This window comes from Aureibaculum luteum (assembly GCF_003449015.1).
In the GTDB taxonomy this organism is placed as follows: Bacteria; Bacteroidota; Bacteroidia; order Flavobacteriales; family Flavobacteriaceae; genus Aureibaculum; species Aureibaculum luteum.
Genome location: NZ_QRGD01000002.1, coordinates 22,738 through 47,752 on the forward strand (window position 1 = coordinate 22,738; position 25,015 = coordinate 47,752).

General features: G+C 34.8%; 10 protein-coding genes. All 10 read right to left on the reverse strand.

Annotated elements, in window-relative coordinates:
* Nucleotides 1-2 precede the first annotated feature (2 nt).
* Nucleotides 3-3,650 (reverse strand): sensor histidine kinase, encoded by a 3,648-nt coding sequence (locus D3P13_RS05370; protein WP_198679973.1) that lies wholly within the window; start codon nucleotides 3,648-3,650, stop codon nucleotides 3-5.
* A gap of 14 nt (nucleotides 3,651-3,664) precedes the next feature.
* The gene (locus tag D3P13_RS05375; protein WP_198679974.1) at nucleotides 3,665-6,163 is read right to left on the reverse strand and encodes an ATP-binding protein; all 2,499 of its coding nucleotides are present in this window, start codon (nucleotides 6,161-6,163) and stop codon (nucleotides 3,665-3,667) included.
* An 11-nt stretch (nucleotides 6,164-6,174) separates the two neighbouring features.
* Complete coding sequence (locus D3P13_RS05380) at nucleotides 6,175-10,593, reverse strand: two-component regulator propeller domain-containing protein (RefSeq protein ID WP_198679975.1); 4,419 nt, start codon at nucleotides 10,591-10,593, stop codon at nucleotides 6,175-6,177.
* A 13-nt stretch (nucleotides 10,594-10,606) separates the two neighbouring features.
* The gene (locus D3P13_RS05385) at nucleotides 10,607-17,590 is read right to left on the reverse strand and encodes an ATP-binding protein (RefSeq protein ID WP_117880302.1); all 6,984 of its coding nucleotides are present in this window, start codon (nucleotides 17,588-17,590) and stop codon (nucleotides 10,607-10,609) included.
* A gap of 167 nt (nucleotides 17,591-17,757) precedes the next feature.
* Nucleotides 17,758-19,059 carry an APC family permease gene (locus tag D3P13_RS05390; protein WP_117880303.1) on the reverse strand — a complete coding sequence of 434 codons (1,302 nt, stop codon included), beginning with the start codon at nucleotides 19,057-19,059 and terminating at the stop codon, nucleotides 17,758-17,760.
* 8 nt (nucleotides 19,060-19,067) lie between these two features.
* Nucleotides 19,068-20,249 (reverse strand): DUF1624 domain-containing protein, encoded by a 1,182-nt coding sequence (locus D3P13_RS05395; protein ID WP_117880304.1) that lies wholly within the window; start codon nucleotides 20,247-20,249, stop codon nucleotides 19,068-19,070.
* Between the two features lie 188 nt (nucleotides 20,250-20,437).
* A complete protein-coding gene (locus tag D3P13_RS05400; protein ID WP_157972834.1) occupies nucleotides 20,438-22,252 on the reverse strand; it encodes a DUF885 domain-containing protein in 1,815 nt (604 codons plus the stop codon).
* A 195-nt stretch (nucleotides 22,253-22,447) separates the two neighbouring features.
* Nucleotides 22,448-22,852, reverse strand: coding sequence for a nuclear transport factor 2 family protein (locus D3P13_RS05405; protein ID WP_117881164.1), 405 nt, complete (start codon nucleotides 22,850-22,852; stop codon nucleotides 22,448-22,450).
* Between the two features lie 56 nt (nucleotides 22,853-22,908).
* On the reverse strand, nucleotides 22,909-24,459 hold the full coding sequence (locus D3P13_RS05410) for a M20/M25/M40 family metallo-hydrolase (RefSeq protein ID WP_117880306.1): 1,551 nt from the start codon (nucleotides 24,457-24,459) through the stop codon (nucleotides 22,909-22,911).
* A 21-nt stretch (nucleotides 24,460-24,480) separates the two neighbouring features.
* Nucleotides 24,481-25,014, reverse strand: coding sequence for a RidA family protein (locus tag D3P13_RS05415; RefSeq protein ID WP_117880307.1), 534 nt, complete (start codon nucleotides 25,012-25,014; stop codon nucleotides 24,481-24,483).
* Nucleotide 25,015: the final 1 nt, after the last annotated feature.

Consider the following 25,015-nt stretch of genomic DNA (forward strand, 5'->3'; position numbering starts at 1 on the left):
CTTTATTTTGGAATACTAATGGTAAAGGTGGTTCCTTCGCCTTCTTGGCTTTCAACCTTTAGATCGCCACCATGCGATCTTACAATATCGTAACTCATAGACAGTCCTAATCCCGTTCCTTGTCCTGAGGGTTTGGTAGTAAAAAAAGGTTGAAAAATTTTGTCTACGATTTCCTTAGGAATTCCTGAACCATTATCTTTTATTTTTATGATAACTTGATCTCCTACTTTTTTTGTGCTTATCCAAATCGTTGGATCTTTCACTGTTTTCTCAGGTGTTTTGGAATTGGGGGAGATGGCATGTAATGCATTGGTAATTAAATTTAAAATTACTCTACCCATATCTTGGCCTGCTACATTAATTAAACCAATAGACTCGTCAAAATCTGTATTTAAAGTAGCATTAAAAGATTTGTCTTTAGCTCGCAGTCCGTGATACGCCAGTCGTAAATATTCGTCGGCAATAGCATTGATATTCGTTGGTTCTTTTTCTCCACTGGTATTGCGACTGTGCTTTAACATTCCTTTTACAATCGAATCTGCACGCTTACCATGATGGTTTATTTTTTTCTGATTTTCTTTAATATCATTAGAAATCTCAATAGCTTCTTCTGGATTACCCGCTTTTAACTCTTCTTGCATTTCATCAATCAGTTCTACATTAATCTCAGAAAAATTATTGACGAAGTTTAATGGGTTTTGAATTTCATGAGCTATACCTGCGGTTAGTTCACCTAAACTTGCCATTTTTTCAGATTGAATCAGTTGCGATTGTGTCGCTTTTAGATCTTCAATGGAAGCTTCTAGCTCATTGGTTCTTTCTTTAACTTTCTCTTCCAAAAGCTTATTTTCATTGGTTAATTTCCTTGCTCTAAAAAGAATATAAATTCTTAAAATACCAACGGCCAAAAGCCCAAAAAGTAAATAAGCCCACCAGGTTTGCCACCATGGGGGGCTAATACGAAATGTTAAAACATCTGGCTTTGACCATTGCTTATTAAAACTTCTTGCAGCCACTTTAAATGTATATTGACCAGGTTTTAAATTATAATAGTTTTTTGTTTTTGTTTTAGTGTCTGCATAGGTCCAATCGGCATCTTCACCATCAAGGATAAAACGATAGGTTAATTGGGCTCTATTAAACACATTATTACTTGCATAGCTGAAACTTAAACTGTTTTGGTCAAAGGGTAATACAAGACCTGATGGAATATTATAGGGTTGTTTTATGGAATCCCACTTTAAATTTGTTTCGTTGGAGAACGATGAAATTTTACTATTTAGAGAATCTAAATCGTTTTTATCATTAAACCTTGGAGCTTCATCTCTAACGTACATTTTAGTAATATGAACAGTGTTTACAATGCTATCGGGTTTGGGTTCATTGTCTATAATTAAGAGCTTGTATTCATCGGATGAATTGGAAATACCTGCCCAAAACTGTCCATTTTTTAGAAATTTAGGAGAATTCTGTAAATAGTCGTTCAACTTAAAACCTAAACCACTATTAAAATTATAGAACCCATTATTTGTAGTTTTTACAGTAGCTTTTTCTATAGGGATAAGGCCATTAACGCTGGCGGCATACATTATATCATCTCTTTCAATAAGATCATACATCTCTGAGGGTAGCAGACCATTTTCTTCTTTTAAATTAGTAAGTGTATTTTCTTCTAAATTTAAAATGGAAATTCCGTTTAGAGTAGCCACCCATAACTCACCTTCTTTTGAAAAGGAAACTACCATTGCATTGTTATCACAGAGACCTTGTTCCTCTCTAAGATAACTAACGTTGTTTGTTTTTATATTTACTCTAGCCAAACCATTTTGCGTAGGAATCCAAAGTATTTCCTTATTATAAACCATTACCGCCCCACGCTCAGCGTTTAAAATATCTGAATCATTCTTTGATACCACTTTATTTAAGCTATTGTTTTCAATATCATAAAAAAATATACCTTGTGAAGTATATAACAAAAAAGTATGCTCATTTACCACTGCCATCGATACTACAAAAATGGGTGCTTTTGCATTTCTAGCAAATACCGAAATTTTATTCTTTTGTCGATCAAAAATAGAAAAGCCAGGCCTAGTGTTTATATAGTAGATATCCTTTGATAACTCCCTAATAATACTAATTTGGTTATTAGGCGTACCATGTAGTTTTTCAGGACTTAGGGCTTTTATAGTATTTTTCTTGGGATCAATAATATTAATTCCATTTGTAGTTCCCAGCCATATTTCTCCTCTGGAGTTTTCTTCTATTTCCCAAACTTCGTCATCTATTAGGCCACTGGAGTCATCAAAATATTCTGTTTTTAAGGTGAAGTCGTTTGCTATAATTACACCTTTATCGACAGTTCCGAACCATAGCGAACCATCTTTTCTCTTTAGGGAGCGAGTCCTCTTTTGGTCGCCAGTCATATTACTATTTACACCTACAGTTTTGGAACTTTTTTTATCGTTACTTAAAATAAAAATTTCCTTTGTTCCAGCTATCCAAAAATTACCCTGATTATCTTCTTCTATCTCCCGTCCTTGTATGTTATAGCCATTTTCCGCAGAAAGCACAGTTATTTTTTTATTTTTTAAGGATACTTGTAACACCTCATATGTAGTGGTTTTAGAATCAGGAGAAGGTGGTACTATTTGACATATCCATATATTCCCTGTTTTATCCTCTGTCATATCAAAAACAAAAGCATTTAAATTATTATTTGGATTGCTTGGCATTTTTTTAAGAGACTCTCTTTCTTTATCCAACATGGCAAGACCATCATCAGTACTAAGCCATATATTATTTTGGCTGTCCTCAAAAAGAGTGAACGCAAATTGTGTACTAGCAATTTCTAATTTCTGTAAATTTTTCATTTCAGCATCCACTTTAAAAATTCCGTCTCCGTAAGAAACAAAATAAAGGGTTCCAGTATAGTCACAAAGAATATCTACCCCTATAAAATTGGCTACTGAAGGTGTGATTACGTATTCTATATCATTCTTAAAATCCAACACATAAATACCGTTTTGAACGGTAGTCAACCAAAGTCTTCCCTGTTTATCAAAGGTCATCCCATAAACTGAAGTGTAATCATAGGCAAATGCATTTTCACCATCATAAAGTGTTAAAGAGCCCGTTGTAGAAGATGAGGCTATCCAAATATTACCATCTTCAGTTTCTACCATAGAGGAAATTTCATTAGCTGGTAAACCTTCATTTACGGAGAGCTGCATTAGGTTGGTATGGGTGCCTTCCATAATAGCAGGAGTCTTCATTTTAGTAATGGTAGGCTTTTTTATTGCCGATTTTGTTACGGTAAAAGGAACGGAATCAAGTTTTAATTTTTCCGAAGATACATTGTCCCAATCCAAATCATATTCCTTCATTGGAGATTTCAGTGGTTTGAATGTATTTAATTCAAATGGTTTACTAGGCAGTGCATCAACATCCAAAGAATAGGTTACAGGGATTGTTAAGGTGTCATTCGTTATGGTTTCCCATTCGAAAGGCTCTGGTTCTGTAAATACTAGCGGTATAGTTTCGGGAGTCTTATAATCGCCAATAGTGGTTTCTGTTTTTGATTTGCTGTTTTTTTGACATGAAATGAGGAACAGGCCAAAGACCAGGCACAAAAGAAAAATATAATGTTTCATTAATAGGTTGGTTTTCATTTGGATAAGGGTATTGTATTTGTAAATATAACAGAAAATTTTGAGCCTTCACCTGCTTTGGTCTCCACTTTCAATTCGCCTCCGTGAGCAACTACAATATCATAACTCATACTCAGACCCAATCCAGTGCCTTGACCCGTGGGTTTAGTGGTGAAAAAAGGCTGATAAATTTTATCTAGTACGTGTTTTGGAATGCCATTACCATTGTCTTTTACAGTGATAACAATTTGGTTATTAAGCTGTTTTGTGGAAACAGAAACCTTGGGCTCATAGTTTGCTATGCCTGATTTCTTTTTTTCATCCACAGTATAAAATGCATTGGTGATTAAATTTAAGATTACGCGACCTATATCTTGAGGTATTAGGTCTATGCGACTAATGCTGTCATCAAAATTGGTTACTAAGGTAGCATTAAAAGTTTTGTCTTTTGCACGGAGACCGTGATAGGCCAAGCGTAAATATTCGTCGGCGAGTTTATTGACATCTGTGGGTTCTTTTATAGCCGTGCTTTTTCGGCTATGCTGTAACATTCCTTTTACGATTCCATCAGCACGTTTGCCATGATGGTTTATTTTTTCAAGATTTTCTTTAATGTCTTTGGCGATAAATTTGGCCTCGTCTAAATCGCCCTTTTCTAGTTCCTCGTTCATTTCATCAACTAACTCTGAACTCACTTCACTAAAATTATTTACAAAATTTAATGGGTTTTGGATTTCATGTGCAATACCAGCAGTCAGTTCACCTAAACTTGCCATTTTTTCGGATTGTATCAATTGCGATTGTGTGGCTTCTAATTTTTTCAATGTCGTTTGGATTTCTTCTTTTTGTTTACTGAGAATTTTATTTGCTTTTTGTTTGTTTTTGTTATTTCTAAAAAGGATAAAACTTAGTAATAAGGCTGATAAAAGTGCTCCAGTAATGCTAAAGATCCAAATTTTTTGAACTTTATTAGCTTGATCTGCCAACAGGTTTTCTTGTTCTGCTGCATCAATTTTTCGTTGACTTTTTTCTAGAATATCATTTATTTCAGCATCTGCCAGTCGATTGGCTGCATCTAATTTGTCATTTTCAGCTCTAATTTCTTCATATCTTTTGAGGTATTGAAACGCTTTATCATTTTGCCCAAGTTTTTCATATATTTCAGATAACATCAAACTTATTTCGCTTTCTACTTTTGTTCTGGGTAAGTTTGTTTCCTTTTCCATTTGTAAGCCAAGTAATGTATGTTCTAATGCCTTTTTGTAATCTCCCATTTGCTGATAGCATTCAGCAGTATACATGGCCATAAAAGGATTTCCATTTTTTTTACCCAATTCCATATAACTTGCCAATGCTTTTTGTAAATAGGGGATAGCCGCTGAATATTGTTTTCCATCTTTTAGTATTTGACCCTCAAGACTATATTGGCGAGCCAGATAATATTCTTTTATCTGTTCGTTGGCTACCTGAAGGGACAGTGCCATATATTCACGTGCTTTGTCATAATTTTTTATGTAGTAATTTGAGAAAGAAGCTTGGCTATAGATATCGAAAATGTTATCAGTATCATTTTGTTGTTTTAAGAGCGGGATTAATTTTTCATAGATGACAGCTGCCTTATCGTACATTACAATATTTCTATATGCAGTTCCTATATTTTCATAGGTATCAGCGAGCATGCTAACATCACCATTTTGCTCAAATATTGAAATACTTTTTAGGTAGTATTCTATTGCAAGTCCATATCTGCCAGAACCACTATATCCATTGGCCATAGCTGCTGTGATTAATCCATATGTGCTTTCATTTTTATTTTGGGTAATAAATTCAACTAATTCTGTTTCCAATTTTTTAATATCATCTTCCTGTTCCAAGCTTTTCAAACTATACATTTTATCTGAAGAAGTTTGAAAGGCAGGATAGGTTTGCCCCAAATCCTTATAGAGCGTAATAGCTTTCTCCTGATTATGTAACGCTTCCTCAAAATTGCCAATCCTATAATTGAAATAGCCAATGTTCGACAAAATAGAGGCTTGTATTTCTTTGTCATCAAGATTTTCGAAGTAGTGCAGTAAATCAGTAGATTTACGTTTTAGATTTTCCCAATCATTCCCCAAGTTATAATCTTTGTTTTGAAGCGATACATAATATTTTCCTAATTGTTGGTCAGGGGTTTTTGATAGCCATTCGGCCTGTTTCCGATAATAATTTGCCAAATCGCCAGAGCCAAAGTATTCCGATAAGGTTAGGTAATACATAATTTCGCCCCCTTTGAAATTTAGTTGTTCGGAAAGTAACCGTGCTTCGCGTGTTGCAATAAAGCCTTGTTTGTGTTCTAAACTGTGAAAGCAAGATCTAGCATATTCATTTAAGAGTCGTACTTTTTCTTGGTCATTTTGGGGATGAGATTCCACAAGATTTTGTAAACTGTCAATCTTAGCCAAATGGATCGGCTGAATATCCTGAGCACTGCTTGTTGCAATTGTAAAGCAAATCAGTATTAAATTCAATATCATTTGACGTATTTTCATATGGTATTGGTGATTGTATTGTTAAATATAATAGAAAATTTTGAGCCTTCACCTTCTTTGGTTTCAACTTTCAATTCACCTCCATGTGCAACAACAATATCATAACTCATACTCAGACCCAATCCAGTTCCTTGTCCTGTGGGTTTAGTGGTGAAAAAAGGCTGATAAATTTTGTCTAGTAGGTGTTTTGGAATACCATTACCATTGTCTTTAACAGTTATAATAACTTGGTCTTTGAGTTGTTTCGTAGAAACGGAAACCGTGGGGTCATAATTTTTAATACCTGATTTCTTTTTTTCATCTACTGCATAAAATCCATTGGTTATTAAATTTAAAATTACCCTCCCAATATCCTGAGCGATTACCTGCACTTTTTCTAATGTCTCATCAAAATTAGTCACCATTTTCGCATTAAAGGATTTATCTTTAGCCCGTAAACCATGATAAGCCAGTCGTAAATATTCATCCGTCAAGGCATTAATATCTGTAGGCTCTTTTGTTCCATTACTACTGCGACTGTGCTGCAACATACTTTTAACGATAGCATCTGCACGTTTACCATGATGGTTTATTTTTTCAAGATTTTGCTTAATATCTTTGGCTATATCTTTAGCTTCTTCAAATTCTCCTTTTTCAATTTCTGCGTTCATTTCATCAATGAGCTCGTTACTCACTTCAGAGAAATTATTTACAAAGTTTAACGGGTTTTGAATTTCATGTGCTATACCAGCAGTTAGCTCTCCTAAACTTGCCATTTTTTCGGATTGTATCAATTGCGATTGCGTAGCTTTTAACGCAGTGTAAGCATCTGCATTATCAAGGGCAATGGCGGTATAAGATGCTAAATTTTGTAACAGATTTAAATGGTAGTTTGTATAGGCGTTTTTCTCAAAGCTTTGGATCGTAATTACCCCAAGTACTCGTTTTTTAGAGATTAAAGGTAAATAGATAATAGACTCAGGCTCTTCGGTCTTAGTACCATCTTTAAAGACTTTTTCAGGTTCTTTATAGTATTCAATATAATTTTCATACTCGGTTTGTACATCATTAATAAAGATAGGTTTTTGATTTTCAATACACCAAACTGGAAATTGATTTTTATCAGTGGTATCCCTAAAGTAGACTGGATAAGCCTTTCCTTTCTCCATAGCCATACGATACTCTATTTTATTATTTTCAGGATGATAAATTCCTACTCCAAAAATGGAGGCATCCGCTAATTCATTGACATGCTCGTATAACTTGTGAAAAATATCATCTAAGTCTAGTGAGGACGTTATGTTTTTACCGATTTCGCTCAACATTTCCACATTTTTTTTCTGTTCGTTCTCGGCCTGCAAGGCTTTGGCATCCGATTCTGCAGCCTCGGTTCGGAGTTCCATTTCTCGAAGGTGGGAACGTTGTCTTTCTTTTAAGATTAATTTTCTACGTTGCAATCGATGAACAGCATAAAATATTGAACCTGTTAAAATAGCATATAAGCCATAGGCCCACCAGGTTTTATACCAAGGAGACTCAATGCTTATAAATATTGATTTTCCTTCTTCATTCCAAACACCATAAGCATTAGAAGCACGGATAATAAATTCATAATCGCCTGGGTCAAGATTGGTATATGACGCGTAGTTTCGATTGTCATAAATCCAATCGTTATCATAGCCTTTGAGCATATGTGCATATTGATTTTTTTTAGGATTGGCATAATGTAAGGCTGCAAATTCAAAACTCAAATTATTTTGATCATGTCTCATTGTTATGGTATCGGTGGTGAGCAAATTAGTTTTAAGCGGGGAAGCTTCGCCCATATCATAGACCGATTGATTAGAAATAAAAAGATTAGATAAAATCAAATTTGGAGGAACATCATTCGTTTTTATTTTACTAACGGAATTTAGGCCATGTTCGCCACCAAAGTAAAACCTACCTTCTGGTGTTACAATACCTGCTTGCGATATAAAGGCATCGCCACCGAGTCCATCTTCTGAACTATAGTTTATAAAAGTGACTTTACCCATTGTTTTACTAGTGACCATTTGTGACAATCCGTTTTGGGTCGAAATCCACATTTCGCCATTCTTTCCAATAACTACGGATTCTAATAAATTTGTGGGTAAGCCATCGGTCTCATCATAATGTGTAAAAATTTCAGTTGTAGGGTCTAATTTGTTTAAACCCGCGTCGGTAGCAATCCAAACAAATCCGTTTTTATCGATATCAATACCAAAGATAGCATTACTAATTATGGTGTTTTCTGAATTGGAATCTACGTGATATGATGTGACGGAATTGTCTTTAAGGTTAATTTTATTAAGTCCTCCCGAAGCTGAACCCACCCAAAGAAATTTATCAGTAAGTTTCATGGACATGATATTATTTCCGTTGATAACCATTTGGCCCGAATCCTTCTTTAAAAGCGTTTCGACCAACGTTTTGTCAGCAGTATTTAAATGGATAAGAATTGCACCGTATAATTCAGTTTTAGTTGGTGCATCTTCATTCCAAATACCGAAGCTATGGCTATCATCAGAATGGTAGTTAAGTTCATAAGTACCAGGTTCTAGTTCAATTTGTTGCATTTCAATTCTGTTTTTCATAGAACCACCTGCATATTTAGTACTATGAAAATTATTTGAAATCCACACTGTATCTTTAGCGGCATTTAGTAAAAAACCGTAATCAGCCATACTCATTATATCTCCTTCGCCTATAGAGGCGATAAGGTAACTACCAGCTTCGGTTACATTAAAAGATTGACTAAGATTTTGATCATCGGTTACCGCTAAAAATTTGGCAACGGCTTTATCAGTTTTGCTCCAGTTATTAATATTTTCAAGAAGTTCGTTAGGATAGCTTTGTGTGCTTTTACTGATAATCCGCGTAAAAAGACCTTTTTTAGTATCAAAATAATTCAGTCCATTATTGGTACCTACCCATAAGTTGTTTTTTGCATCTGTTTTTAAAACTCGAACCTGATCGTTTGAAATACTATTGTCATCTTTATCGTCATAAACAAATCGTCTTTTCTCGTTCCAATTTTTATCTAATTCAATAAGACCATCTCCCCAAGAACCCAAATAGACAGAACCATCAGAAAGTTCACCAATACTGCGGACGGCACCACCATACGTATCGTTTATTGCTTTGTATTTTACTTGTTTGAAGGTTTGATTCTTTGCATTAAAAATATTTAGACCTTCACCTCTGGTACCAACATAGAGGATGTTCGGATTTATTTTAGAAGAAAGTAACCCAAAAACACCATTCATACTGATGCTTTGATCATTACCTTGCTGATGGGTGTAGTGTATAAAAGGTTTGCTTTCAGGGTTGTATGTTAAAATTCCTTTGTTAATACTGCCCATCCAAAAAATTCCACTTTTATCAATTATGAAATGTGAAAAAGTGACACTCATTCCTATTCCTTTGGCTTCATATACCCCGTTTATCGGAGTAACATGAAATTCATCTGAAATACCATTAAACTTTAAGATACCACGATAGTTATTGGCTATCCAAATATTACCCTCATTATCTTGCATAATATCATTCAAATGATTCCAAAGATCAACTTGATTTTCACTATACGTTTTTAGGGTTTTTAACTTATTTTTTTTCGGATCATACTTGTAAACTCCATTTCTAGCTGTTATCCAAACGATGTTATCGCTATCAACAAATAAGGCAGTAATACCATTTTCATTACTAGTAAAATCAACCGTTTCAGTATCTTCAAAAATGATAGGTTTAAATTTGGTTTCATTCTTAGCACGATGCATTAAACCGTAGGTAAAGGAACCAGTCCAATGTCCTCCATTGTCATCTTCAGTTATTGCAAAGACAATATTATAGGTTACAAGACCTTCAGATGCATTAGGTGTATTATATTCGGCGGGTTTCCATGTATCATTATTTATATCATAATAGACAAGTTCTGCTGATCTTGTTGCTGCCCATATCGTTTTTTGAGAATCAATATAGATATTAAAAACGGCACTAATTCCTGGAGGGAGGTTAAATAGTGTAGTAAAATCGTAGTTTGTAAAGGTTTTTTTAACCCTATCTAATTTAGAAATACCATTATCAGTCCCTATCCAAAGATTATGTTGGTCATCTTCAACAACACTCCAAAGATTATTGTTTGCCAAACTATGGGGTTTTCCGGGGATATTTTTAAATGTTTCAAAAGTATAACCGTCATATTTTTGCAAGCCATTACTGGTGGCAAACCAAATCAGTCCGAAGCTATCCTGGAAAATATCTTTTACAGTGGGAGAAGTTAAGCCATCACCAATGGAAATATAGTCGGGGTCAATTTGTTGGGCTTGTAATTTGGACCAAGGAAATAAAATTACAAGAAATAGACCTAAGACTAGAAGAACAAGGCTTTGCTTTTGTATGGGTTGATTTGTTTTCATTACTTTATGGTTGTTATAATGTGAGTAAAATTGAAAATTGAGAACCTTCTCCTTCATTGGTTGCTACTTTTAATTCACCATTATGTGCTTTAACGATGTCGTAACTCATACTGAGGCCTAATCCGGTACCTTGCCCCGTAGGTTTGGTGGTGAAAAAAGGCTGATAAATCTTGTCGAGTATGTGTTTTGGAATGCCATTACCATTGTCTTTTACAGTGATAAGAACTTGGTCTTTTAGTTGTTTAGTGGAAACTGAAACCGTTGGTTCAAAGTTTGCTGCACCTGATTTCTTTTTTTCATCAACGGTATAAAATGCATTGGTAATTAAGTTTAAGATTACGCGACCTATATCTTGTGGAATAATAGTTACAGTTGTAATTTCATCATCAAAATCAGTTACTAAATTGGCATTAAACGATTTGTCTTTGGCACGCAATCCATGATAGGCCAGACGTAAATATTCATCTGCCAAGACATTGATGTCCGTGGGTACTTTTTGCCCACTGCTGCTGCGACTGTGCTGTAACATTCCTTTTACGATACCATCTGCACGTTTACCATGATGGTTTATTTTTTCAAGGTTTTCTTTAATATCTTTGGCTATGAATTTAGCTTCTTCTAAATCTCCTTTTTCAATTTCTTCGTTCATTTCATCGATTAATTCACCACTAACTTCAGAGAAATTATTTACAAAATTTAAAGGGTTTTGAATTTCATGGGCAATCCCAGCCGTAAGCTCACCTAAACTTGCCATTTTTTCAGATTGGATGAGTTGTTTTTGAGTTTGCTGTAATTCTAATAATGCTTTTTCTGCACTTTTTTTCGCAAGTTGTAGATTTATTAAATCTTCTTCAGCTTTTTTAGACTGTGCTTCTGCAACTTTTAAATCATTAAAACGTGTGTATGTTAAATTAAAAACGGAAGCAAAACGTTCTATTAAATGTATGTTGTCTTCAGATTGTTCATCAGGACCAGCCATTCCAATAAAGCCACCAGAAAAATAGGCAATAGTCTGAACTCTTCTTTTTTGTTCTAATCCAAACATGAAAGGAATTTTCATTTCTTCACTTAAATAATGAAAATAGTCCTTTAACTCTTTACCTTTCATATCGATAACTATCGATTGTTTTTGTTGTTTCCATCCTGTAACCATTTTTTTGATGGATTTGTTTTTTGATGCTTTCAAAATAAATCGGTTCGCTATTTTACTACCATCTTCATTGGTTGCCCAAGCTTCTATTGAAGCACCTTCTTCTTTAATAATACCAATAAATAATCTATTTGGAGCAATACCTAAATCGATAAGTTGTTTAAAAAGCACCACAGCTGTTTGTGCTAACTCCTTTGATGTTTGCATGGCAAGGGTTCTACTTCTTACACGTTCTAGACCAATTTCAATGAGAGATTCCCTTGCTTGAGCTTCTGCTTTTTCGAGATCCATAAAACGGATGTAAGCTTGTTCAAAAACCTTGGCAAACCGTTTCATTATTTCGGCATCACTTTCAGATGGTACTGCACCAGTAAGTGAAGGAATTAAAATTGCAGAATTTTTAGACCAAGCGGCAGAGAGATGATGCTGATTAGCATTAAGTACAAACAGCTTATAGTCGTCTGGCATTTGCTTATAATCACTATTTTCAAATGCTTGTTTAAAAAAATCATTTTTCGCTTCAACAGGGAATTCTTTTGAGAAATAGGCATCGCCTCGTATTTTAGAATTCCAAGCTTCACTAAAAATCGGATTATCAAAATAAGGCACAAAATAGCGTCCCGAAGACGAAAAGTCATCTACAGCAATCCAATGCACCACATCCTTATTGTCTGGGAAGTAGGTGCAAAGAATTACACCACCTGCATCATATATCACACCTAAATCTTTTAATTTTTCTGCAACTACAGCAACTACTTCTTGAAGTTCTTCAGGTTTGTGCATCGCCAATGAGCGGGAACGTACTTTTTCTAAGGCATTTTCTATTTGTGCTTCTATAGCTTGTGCTTCTGCTTTTTTTAAATCGAGAAAGCGTGCATAAGTCTGTTCAAATACTCGCGTAAATCTTGCTAATAGTGACTCTTCTTCTTTGCTAAGGTAGGAACCACAAACGAGGTGTAAATAGCCATGTGAAAAATTAAAGCAATAAAATACAGTTGGGTCAGGGAATTGATTAAGTACCATCTCTTCTGCCTCTTTTGAATTGAATGTGGTAATGGCATATTCAAGATGCTTTTTTCGCTCTTTACCAGCAACTGTTTGGTGAAATACCGTTTGTTTGTTTTTCCATGCCTCGTAGCGTGCGTCAAAATGTACATCTCCAGTTAAAGGAAGATAAAATAATCCTAAAGAGTCACCTCCAGGGTTTGTGACCCAGGTTTCTTGCTTGTTGGTTTTCTCATTTATTTCTACATAACCACAGGTAGCAAAGTTGGTAACACCAAGCGATATGAGCTCTTTATACAAAAGGACTACAACATCTTTAACTTCTTCACCTTTTTGCATTGCCATGGTTCTGCTTCTTACTTTTTCAAGGGAGGTTTCTATTCTTGCTTCCCTTGCTTGACTTTCAGCATTTTGTAAGTCTAGGAAACGTGTATACGTACGTTGGAATTCTTTTGAAAATCGACTAAGTATATTTTTTTCATCTCTAGTAAGCTCCCGCTTTATCATAATTCCAAAGCAACCGTATGACATGTAAGCATCTATATAATACAGTCCATCTGGAAATAATTCGGGTTTAAATTTATCTACACCATTGAGGAGCTCTGACCATGTGTTAAAATAAGCTTCTACTTTATCGGGTTCTACAGTATTAACATGCACTTTTTCTTCACCATCCCAAGCTAAATAACAAGCTGCAATTGATGGTTCTTGTTTGTCTAATGGATAAGAAACAGTTTTGTTTTTGAAAATTGTTTTACCTTTTTTAGTTTCACTCCAAGTTGCCCAAAACGAATGGTTTTTTTCTGATTCTTCAGGTAACCATAAATAAGAAAATTCAGAATCAATACCTAACAACTGTAATTGTTGATGAAATACTTGAACGGTTACATGCAACTCATCCGAATGCTGCATAAGCATACTTTGGGTACGTGTACGCTCTAAAGCTGCTTCAATTTGAGACTCTCTAGCTTGTTGCTCTGCTTTTTTAAGATCTAGGAAACGTGTATAAGTTTGTTGAAATACTTTAGTAAAGCGTAACATCACTTCAACCTGTGTTTTGGTTAGTTTTTCGCTACCAATAATTAGTAAATAGCCTTGCTTAAAGTTAAACGAATGGATTACGATTTCTTTAGGTGATATTTCAACAAGTTCCTTTGCGGAAAAAGGAAAATTGATCCCCTTTTCTGCCACAAAAGTTTGGTGTGCAATAGTTTGTTTTCTGGTCAGTTCGATAACGCACAACGGTGCTTGTTTTTTCCAATCGGCAACAATTTTCCGCATTGGAGTTGTTTGTTTATGCGGAATACCAATGGCTTGCTCTAAAATTTTCCCGGTGGAAGGATTCGGCGTGTAATTCCAGCCAATGTCTTCCTTATCATCCATTAAAACATAACCGCTTGTAAAACAGTTGATACCCAATTTTGTGATTTCATTCCATAGTAATTCTCCCGCTTTTAAAAGTTCACTACTTTTTTGCATGGCCATGGTACGTGCACGAATTCTTTCTAATGCCAATTCAATTTCTGATTCTCTTGCTTGTTTTTCTGCTTTTTGGAGGTCAAGAAAACGCGTATAGGTTTGTTCGAAGACTTTGGCGAAGCGTGGAAGAATTTCTTCATTTTCATAGATTTCTGTAGTAATGACTAGCAAGTAGCCATACTTGAAATACGCCGCATGCCATTTTTGCCATTTAGGAAATACAATGCCATCATCTAAAATGCCTTGAAAAATGGGTTTTAAATCAGGAACAGAGAGCATATAGTTGTAATGTGCTTTGAGTTCCTTACCACCTTTTTCAATAGAAAGTGATTCTAATTTTTTGTTCCAACCGAGATACATTTGTTTATGAGTTGGATCAACCGTGTTTGGAACTTTAAGATAAGGCATGACGCCTTTTTCGTTAGCAAGCCAATATTCATCCGTATCGGAAGCCATTTTACAGAAACCAAATCCTGTACCCCAAAGATTACCACCCAAACTCTTTAGTTGTTGAAAAAGTATAAAAGCAACATCACCTAATTCTACACTTTTTTGCATGGCCATGGTTCTAGCTCTTACTCTTTCTAGTGCGAGTTCAATTTCTGATTCTCGTGCCTGTGCTTCCGCTTTTTGTAAGTCTAAAAATCGTGTGTAGGTTTGATGAAATACTTTATTAAGTCGTTTTAGGATGCTATTTTCAGCTTCGGTTAAGGGAATTCCAGAATGATCCACAACAACTAATGCAGCATGTTTTTGAAATGCTATTGAAATACTGTAAAACTTAAATTGTAGTGCCTTTGTTTTTTCTGCCTGAGGCATGCTTTTTAATGCGGGAAGCTTGAATAAATAGTTAAAGAGTGAATTCTTTTCTTCAACTGTATAGGGCTTAGCATAGAAATCTGTTCCATTTTGTCTTGCGTTCCAAATATCGTTTTGAACAGGGTGGTCAAAATATGGGGTATTAAAACTTAATATGGAATTATATACGGGTGAAGCTACCCATTGCTCGTAATCTTTACTTTCAGCTTCATAAGTAAATATTGCTGTCGCCCTATGCTTCATAGAAATACCTAATTCCTGCAATTTATTAAGAACTTCAAGTATAACCTCTCCAAGTTCTTTACTGTTTTGCATGGCCATGGTACGAGACCGTACTTTTTCTAAAGCATGTTCTATTTGTGCTTCCTTGGCTTGTGCTTCTGCTTTTTGTAAATCAAGGAAACGTGTGTAGGTTTGTTCAAAAACGTTGGCAAAACGTTTGAAAATGTCGTGAGCATTTGGAACATGTTCTCGTGTAATAAATAACAAATAACCATACTTGAAATAGACCACATGGTCAATTTGATAGGTTGGAAAGCCATTATTTGTTTTCTTCAAAATTTGTAACACATCTCCTATAACAGGAAGCGTACTCATATACTCATAATGAGCCGTACATTCCTCCCCAGAAAATTCTTGTATTACAAGTGATTCTCCCTGTTCACCTTTTTGGTAATACTCTTTAAATATGCCTTCTCGTGGCACTGTATAGGTGTGTAAAACACCCGCTTCATTACCAAACCATTCTGTAGATTCGTTTTCTCCATAAATATGAAAAGCACAGCCCCAGGTTTGAATACCTAACCCTCTTACTTGTTCATCTAATAGGAAAGAGGCTTCTTGTAATTCGTCACTATGTTGCATGGCCATGGTTCTACTTCGCACTTTTTCTAATGCCAATTCAACTTCAGATTCTCTTGCTTGTGCCTCTGCTTTTTGAAGATCCAGAAAACGTGTATAAGTTTGGTTAAAAACTTTGGCGAAACGTATAAAAATATCTTGTGTCTCTGGAACAGGTTCATGTGTAATAAACATGAGGTAACCTTTTGAAAAATAGGCACAATGTATAATTTGAAAACTTGGAAACGAAAGTCCAGCTTTAGCCAATGCTTTTACTTCAGGAATTGATAGCATATACTTATAATGGTCTTCTAGTTCCTTACCTTTTTGTTCTAAAACAAATAAAGCGTCACCTCTTTTTTCTGCTTCGTGAAAAAGAAGATACACGTCTTCATTAGAATTTGTTTTAAAAGGAGGCTGAAGTCGATTTTTACCTGCCATCCAAGCAGTAGCAAATTTCTTGTCGTCATCCCAGATATTAAAACCACAGGCGAAGGAATTTATTCCTAATTCTTCCACTTGTTGGAATAGAAGCATAGCAGTATCTCTTAATTCATCACTTCGCTGCATACCCATTGTGCGACTTCTTACTTTTTCTAAAGCCAGTTCAATTTGGGTTTCTCTAGCTTGCTTTTCTGCTTTTTGTAGGTCTAAGAAACGTCTATGTGCTAAGTCAAAAGCACCAGAAAATTGTATTAAAATATCTAAATCTTCGGAAGGAGGATTTTTAATAATTCCAGGCAAAGAGTAACCAATTTCTCCATGTGTGGTCCTTGCCATGATAAAGGTTAATCCACCGATATTCCTAATATCGTCATGACTCGGTGCTTGGGGATCAATATTCTTAAAATCACCAAGTGCAACCATTTTATCTACATAATCAATAGCTTCTGCAACATTCATGGCGTACACAACAGTTGGTTTTGTACTCTTTTCCCATTTCGCTAACAAAGGAATATCACCATGAATATGTCTAGGTAACTCCATTACAAATCCAATTTTGGTACCATCACCAGAGGTCATGGCTTTTTCATAAGATTTGGGTAACCACATCATGTGCCAGAAGTAATGAGCTTGGTGACCCAATTTGGTAAATTCATTTCGCATGGACACTACAATGTCGAGTAAGTCTGACGATTGTTGCATGGAAACAGCTTGGGCTCTAATCCGTTCTAAAGCTCCTTCGATTTCTAATTCTCGGTTTTTCGTTTCAAGTTCGATGGTACCTCTTTTTATGGCTTCACGGAGTTGTAAGTTTTCAGCACTAATCTGATCAAAACCAATGCTTTCACCTTCTTTTGTTTTAGAATCTGTGGTAGAAAAATGTTGATAAATAAAACGCCAACCTTCTATCTTATTTTCTAAAGCTGATGTAAAGCGGAATCGTCCATAATAGGCCCAATCAGTTTCATTTATAAACCAAGCGTCAAAGAGGTGTGTAATAAAAATAAGTTCGCCAAATTTTTCTATGGTTAGTCTTTCATTCCTTAAATCACATTTACCAGCGAATTGTTCGGCCGTATCTGCAAAAAAATGAGTCGTGTCTTTTCTGTTTAAAAATTCTTCATTATGAGTAGACCCAATGAAATGATATTCATCGTCAAAGTAAGAATCATAAGTGGTAACATCACCATTCAGATAGCTGTTTAGCCAAGTGTCGTACACTTTTCTTATTTCATTTTCTTCTGTTTTTTTTAATTTCATGCTTTTAGGACGGCTCTTAGTAGGTTATATGTTTTATTTAATAGTTTCTACATTTATTTTAAGGGTTTTGATCATTTTTCAATCCTTTATTTGGTTGGGATACTTTTATGTTCCACTAACTGCCCTTAATACAGTTGTGAAGTTTTTCCTCATTTTAACCATATTTATCATTCCATTTTCATTTTAAAGGCTTTGATTATAAAAAAAAGTATCGTTAGTATCCCTATAAATAATATGGTACCAATCATTTCATTAGTAGACAAGTGTGACAAAAAGTAAAAAATTATAAGAATGGAAAGTATGGGTACGGTTATGCCTCCTGGAATTTTAAAATCTCCCGGTTCCGATTTTTGTATTTTACGCAACTTTATTACGGAAAGGGCAACACCTAAATAGAGGAGAAGAACGGTACTCGTTGCGATAACAACCAATTGCTCAAAACTACCAGTAATTGCAAATATAAATGTCATACTACTATAAATTAAAATAGCCACATGGGGGGTTGCAAATTTTTTATGTATGCTGGATAGTTTTATTATCGGAATTACATTATCTCTTGAAAGTGCAAATAAAACACGTGGTGTATTCAATAAATCACCACTTACTAAGCCTAGCATAGAAATAGCGGCACCAATGATTAAAAGTACATATCCAAATGGGCCCAATACAATTTTAGCTGTTTCTGCCAACGGTGAAGCTTTATAATTAACCAATTCGTTCCCCAGTATCCCTTGAGAGACTAGCTGAATAAGTATATATAAACCGACAACTACACTAATACTGATAAAAATAGAACGCGGAATAGTACGTTTGGGGTTTTTTATCTCTCCGCCAACAATCAATCCTGTTTCACATCCTAAAAATGCAAAAAAGAGAACTAAAGAAGCATCTCCAAGTTCATAAAAAGTAGGTAACGAATCTATCTGTAAATTGGTATAGGATACATCTTTCCATCCAATAATTACCAAAAGTAGGAGAGGACTTAATTTCAAAACGGTATTCAGTTTTACTAAACCCATACCTTGTTTTATACCTAAAATGTTTACGAACGTGAACAATGCATATAAAGATAATAAAAAACCAATCCGTGCAGTTAACAATCCTAAAACTGGAAAAATGGTTTCTAAAATAGTAACAAGGGCAATGGCTACAGCAGCACTAGCAATCATATTACTACCTATTGCAAAAATACCAGCTAAAAATCCTGCATAATCACCAAAAGCAGTTTCTATATAGGTATAAGGGCCTCCTGAATTGTTTACTTTAGTACCAGCTTCTGCAAAGCAAAGTACTACTAGTGTAATTAGAATACCACAAAAAATATAGGCAAAAATACTAGAATTACCCATCTTACCAGCTATAATAGCAGGTAATGCAAAAATACCAGCACCGATCATAATATTGATAATATTTGCAGATAATCCAAATACGCCAATTGATCGTTTTAATCCTTTGTCCTGTTTTATCATATTTTAAATTAAAGGTAACTAAGCCACCATTTGTCTTTATTATTGGCTTTATAAATCATATATTTTTTACAAATAGGGTAGATTAGAAGAATGACTCCAATCCATATTAGATATACTGCAAAAAGTGAATAACCGTAACTCAGTAAATTTTTATTCAAAAAAGACTCCGCATCAATTATCATATCTTGCCAATGTCCTCCAAAAATTAGAATACTTACAATGGCTAATGAATGAATGACGAACATGTGTAAGAAATAATAGAATAAGGGTACGCGACCAAAGACCAAAAAGAAATTGGTTACTTTGTTTTTAGTAGTTTCAATAGTGTATAAAAACAAGAGTGCTGGACCCATTGTAATACATAAATATAATAAAGAAGGTGGATATTTGGTGACATTAAAAAACGAGATAATCGTTTTCGCAGTAGTTTCTTGATAGGTCCATGGTACTAAATCGCCATAAACATTTGACAATCTTAAAACAAAAAACAGAATAATGGCACTAAACCCAAGGTACAAAAGCCATTTTTTACGTACAGCAACATTAAACCCGTTTTGATAAAAAGTTCCAAACAAATACCCTAGAGCCATTAGCCCAATCCAAGGTAGTATAGGATAATGGATATAAAGTATGGAGTCGGGACTAAAAACAAAAAACTTTCCTTGATGTAAAATATACCAAATAATAGATTGAAAACTTTGACCTTCTAACACTATACCATCCAAAGCATTATGGCCAGCAACTAAAATAATACCAATGGCAAGAATTACTTTTTTTGGTAAATAAATTAAAAAAGATAGGCACACCATACAGATTCCAATAGTCCAAATTACCTGAAGAATCAGAAAACTATAATTGAGGTCAAAGGTCCAAATCAAATTATTAACGACAATTTCTAGGAAAATAAGCCAAATTCCACGTGTAAACAAAAAGTTAAAAACTTCTTTTTTTGTTTTTCTATAACCATACAAAAAAGCAGAGGTTCCAGCCAAAAACACAAATACAGGTGCACAAAAATGCGTTATAAAACGGGTGAAAAATAGCACAGGCGTGGTTGTTTCTAAATTGGTTGGGTCTGAGAAAAAGGACCCATAATTGAAATAAGCACGTACATGATCTAAGGCCATAAGCACCATAATAACACCTCTAAGTATGTCAATAGATTTAATTCGGGTTGATTTTGGTTTCATGGGGTTTTAGGTTGGTTTTTTAATTTAAAATAAACAACTCTTTTGGGAGTATTACTTTTCATGAATGACTTCCAGTTCATCATATTGAGCAATATGCCCTGCATTTGTGGTTAATCTAATTCCGTTTTGAACTTCCGTACTCATCTATTCCATAAATTTTGGATCCATCATGTCGTGCGTGCCTTCAATCAATTGCCTTTTTGATTGGTTATCCATTGGTTTACATTGTCTTCTAACACGTCCAACGGAATTGAACCACTACCGAGAACTACATCATGAAATGACCTAATATCAAATTGATCTTTAAGGGTTTCTTCAGATTTCTTTCTAAGCTCTTTTATTTTTAGTTCTCCAATTTTGTAAGCTAAGGCTTGTCCAGGCCAAGCGATATACCTATCGATTTCAACCGTAATATCATTTTCATTTTTTCCGGAATTCTTTATGAAATAGTCAATGGCTTCTTGTCTTGTCCATCCAAAAGCATGAATACCAGTATCAACTACCAAACGAATTGCACGCCACATTTCATACGTCAATTGTCCGTATTGAGAATAGGCATCTTCGTACATTCCAAGTTCTGGACCCAGACTTTCAGAATATAGTCCCCAACCTTCAATAAATGCTGTAAACCCAAGCATGGTTCTAAACTCTGGAACGTTCTCTAGCTCTTGGGCAAGTGAAATTTGTAAGTGATGGCCAGGCACAGCTTCATGAATAGTCAACGCTTCCATCTCCCATTTTGGTCTCGATTTTAAGTTGTAGGTATTAGCAAAGAAATAGCCTGCCATACCTGTCTGCAGAGAACCTGGATTATAATAGGCAGTTGTGGTAGCTTGCTCCGAATAAGCAGGAACTTTTTTTACACCATAAGGAAGCCTTGGTAGTTTCCCAAAAAGTTGGGGTAAAACAGGATCTATTTTTTTGCAAATGTCACGATAAGCGGAAAGCAATTCTTCGGGCGTGTTAAAATAAAACTGAGGGTCTTCCTTTAGAAAAGTATTAAATGCATTTATGTCTCCATCGAAATTAAGATCAGATTTCACCTTTTCCATTTTAAGTTTTATTCTCGCTACTTCTGATAGACCTAGGTCATGGATTTCTTGAGCAGTCTTATTTGTGGTGGTATGAAACTTTATTTGCTCATTGTACCACGCCGTTCCATTGGGTAATTCACTTAAGCCATAGGTTTTTCTTGTGTTGGGCAAATAGGTATCGGTCATAAAACTCCTGAACCTTTCTAAAGCTGGGTTTACGCTTTTGGAAATAATCGTTTTCACCTTCTTTTTTAAAACATCATTTCCTTCTAGCTTTGCAAATGGTGTATAAAAAATGCTTTCTATTGGAGTTTTAGAGATTATGCTTTTTAATTGTTCGGGAACTTGTACTACTGTATTTCGTGGCATCACGATTCCCTTTTCAATACCTTCTAATAAGGTTGTTTCAACGTTTTGTAAAAGTTCCGGAACGCCTTCAAGTCTTGCCGTAATGTCTTCTAATGCCTTTGGAGAATTGGTTGGCATCATTTGAATTATTGCGGGTATAATCGTATGAATTCCCTGAATTTGGTCTATAATTAAATACTGTTGTGGAAACTGACTATTCAAAGCGTATTGGTCGCCAACAGAGCGATTAAAAATACTGAAGTTAATTTTATCTTCTTCCAATAAATCTTTAGGGTTAAACCAGTCTTTTGATTCGTTGAAAATCTTTAAAATATCTAGGTTCTTCTTTATTCCTTCTGGTGAAACGTTATCCCATAATTGGTTGTATCCAGGCTTTCCAAAAAATGTAGCCATTACTGGAGACGCTTCTAATTGGCTTTTGGTAAAGACTTCGAAAAGCACCTTTAAACGTTCACTTTCACTATTAAAATTCTTAGCATCCTCAATGAAGGCAAGTTTTTCGGTAATAGTACCATCAGGTAGATTTGCTTCTTGGGCATATCCATTCTTAGTAGTTATAAAACATAAAGCTAGGCTTAGAATTAATAGGATGTTCTTCATAATTTTTGTTTTATTAATTATCATTTGTTAATGTGTCTTGTGCAAGACCATTTAAGTTAATGGCAAAACCAAAATTGTGGTTAATACTAGTTTTATAGTTTTTATCATTAAATTGATTTATGTACTTCCGGTTCAATATCTATCATAAATTCTGGAGGTAATAATTCTTTTGTAGCTGTAATTGATCTTTTTTTATCACTGCTCAGCTTCTGCTAACTTCTTGGTATCCACATATTGCTGAAAACTTATGATTTTTCCATTTTTAAGTACCCACAAATGAGCCGCTTGAGCATTGTAACCTTTGCCAGTTTTTTTGTTTTTAGCATCATATCGTAAAGTTGCCAATACTTTATTGTTGCTCATTTCATGAAGCTCAATATCTGCTAATTTGAAATACTCGTGTTCAGCTCCAAGCCGTGCAAACACACCATTTATAATAGCATCTGGACCAATGTACGGATTGCCGCTTGCCATGGAATTACTTTCGGCTTCATTCCATTCAATTTTAGGACTCATAGACCCCATAATTGTTGGGATATCGCCTTTTTCGAATGCTTTGTATACATTGTCAATGATTTGCATGCTTTGATTTTCTTTCATAATATTTGATTTAGTTTTATTTTTTTTGTTAATAGTTAATCGCATTTAATTTTAGATTACTCTTCCCGTGGTAAGCGAAAATCTCTTTCAGCAATTTGATACACAAGTGCAGCAATTACAGTCGCATTGACCATCATATCACGTTTTGGAACATATTCCAAAGCATCTAAATTAGTGTGATGCGTTACTGTACTATAATTCAATGGATCTTGAATGATTTGAAATCCTGGTATTTTGTAATAGTCAAAAACATCATGATCTGTAAAATCTGTATTTTGAATGGTTAAATTATTTACATCTAAATGGGCGTAAGGTTCTAACATATCTTCAAAAATGGGTCTTACCGCTTCGTTTCCTTGCAAATAAACTCCTCGCATTTGCCCTGCACCATTATCCATATTGATATAGGCCGAAATTTTTTCAACCTCTTTTTTTCTGGTAGTTTCTTTTACTTTCCCATAATGCTTTTCTGCATAAGCCAAAGAACCTACAAAAGCTTGCTCTTCGCCTCCCCAAAGTGCTATTCTAATGGTTCGTTTTGGTTTTAATCCAGAAGCTTTAATAATTCGCATAACTTCCATCATCACTGCAGAACCTGCACCATTATCAGTTGCTCCAGATGCCGAATGCCAAGAATCAAAATGGGCTCCAATCATCACCACTTCATCTTTTAATTTTAAATCTGAACCGGTAATTTCACCAATAATATTCACATTGTTTTCAGGCTTTAAATACAATTCAGAATCCAAATGGAATTTAATTTTTGGAGTAATATTTCTGCCTGTTAAGCGTATTAATTTTCCAAAACTTTCTGGTGAAATTGCAAAATAGGGAACTGTTTTTTTATCACTTTCTCTAAAATTATAAGTACCACTTGGATGAATAATACCAGGAAAAAATGGTGTAGTCCCTAAAATACTTAAAGCACCTTCTGCTTTTAGAAAGGCAAAAAAGGAATCATCTTTTCGCACCATACTATCGAATATAAGATCTAAATTTCCAATTAAATCCATATCTCCAGCATTATGGCTTAAAGGGTTATTTGGTGTAGGTACAATCGATTTTTTAGCTTCCTCAATTTGATCGCCTGTAAATCGTTTTGAAAGTGCATCAAATAGCATATTTTGTTCTGGAGCCGAACCTATTAATATCGTTTTTCCTTTTAATTTTCCGCTCCATTGTTTTTTTACTTGTTCTAAATTTGCGTAATCTTCAATTGAAACTAAATCGCCCATCTGTACGCCATTTGAACTTTCTGTCCATGCATATGGATAGGCTTGTATTTTCATATAAGTAGGTTCAGTCATTTCTACATTAAATGATTTTACTTCCCAACCCATGCAGTCATCACAATAATTTTCAAAATACACCTTGTCTACTTCCCAATTTTCCATGGTTTTCTTTGCCCATTCTGCAGCCGTAAAATATTGATTTGTACCTGCTAACCGAGGACCATAAACATCAGACAAATCAGTAATGAGGCTCATAACTTCGGATTTCTGAAAGCCTTCTGTGTTGATTTTAGAAAGTGCTTGTGGTAGTGTTTGGCTAATTGCAGTGTATGATATTAGAAGTGATAGAACAAGAATTTTTGATATTACCTTCATGGTTTTTATTTTCAGGGTTTATTATTTATTATTTGGTTTATGCACTTCCAATTCTATTTCAATCATAAATTCAGGAACCGCCAGTTCTTTGACACCGAGCCAAGAACCTGTGGGGAAATGATTTTTATAAATTGTTGTTCTGTAGCCTGCAGCTTCCAAAAATTTCGGCATACTGGTCGTAAAAACATTTTCTACAACTACGTCATCAAATGTGCAACCATAGTGTTTTAGAATTTTTTCCAAATCCGCATAACAATTTTTCATTTGCTGCCCTAAATCTCCTATCGCGGTTGGATTGCCTTCATCATCCATGCTAACAGCTCCAGAAATTTTTATACTGTTGCCAATTTTTACCGCATGGGAATATCCATAGGCTTTTTCAACCTCTGGACGTAAAAGAAAATATTCTGGAGCGGCATGTTCGTCATTATTGTCTTTGTGTTCTGCAGTTTCAGTGTGTTCAGTTGTATTCGTTTTGGTTTTTTCGTTGTAACTTGAGAATGACATCATAGCAACTAAAGCAATTCCTAAGGTTAAATATTTTGTTGTTTTCATA

What these genes read in the sequence shown, in the direction of transcription:
- D3P13_RS05410 (WP_117880306.1), bottom strand. Translation starts at nt 24,459, where the DNA reads ATGAAGGTAATATCAAAAATTCTTGTTCTATCACTTCTAATATCATAC.
- D3P13_RS05400 (WP_157972834.1), bottom strand. Translation starts at nt 22,252, where the DNA reads ATGAAGAACATCCTATTAATTCTAAGCCTAGCTTTATGTTTTATAACT.
- D3P13_RS05380 (WP_198679975.1), bottom strand. Translation starts at nt 10,593, where the DNA reads ATGAAAACAAATCAACCCATACAAAAGCAAAGCCTTGTTCTTCTAGTC.
- D3P13_RS05375 (WP_198679974.1), bottom strand. Translation starts at nt 6,163, where the DNA reads ATGATATTGAATTTAATACTGATTTGCTTTACAATTGCAACAAGCAGT.
- D3P13_RS05385 (WP_117880302.1), bottom strand. Translation starts at nt 17,590, where the DNA reads ATGAAATTAAAAAAAACAGAAGAAAATGAAATAAGAAAAGTGTACGAC.
- D3P13_RS05405 (WP_117881164.1), bottom strand. Translation starts at nt 22,852, where the DNA reads ATGAAAGAAAATCAAAGCATGCAAATCATTGACAATGTATACAAAGCA.
- D3P13_RS05395 (WP_117880304.1), bottom strand. Translation starts at nt 20,249, where the DNA reads ATGAAACCAAAATCAACCCGAATTAAATCTATTGACATACTTAGAGGT.
- D3P13_RS05390 (WP_117880303.1), bottom strand. Translation starts at nt 19,059, where the DNA reads ATGATAAAACAGGACAAAGGATTAAAACGATCAATTGGCGTATTTGGA.
- D3P13_RS05415 (WP_117880307.1), bottom strand. Translation starts at nt 25,014, where the DNA reads ATGAAAACAACAAAATATTTAACCTTAGGAATTGCTTTAGTTGCTATG.
- D3P13_RS05370 (WP_198679973.1), bottom strand. Translation starts at nt 3,650, where the DNA reads ATGAAACATTATATTTTTCTTTTGTGCCTGGTCTTTGGCCTGTTCCTC.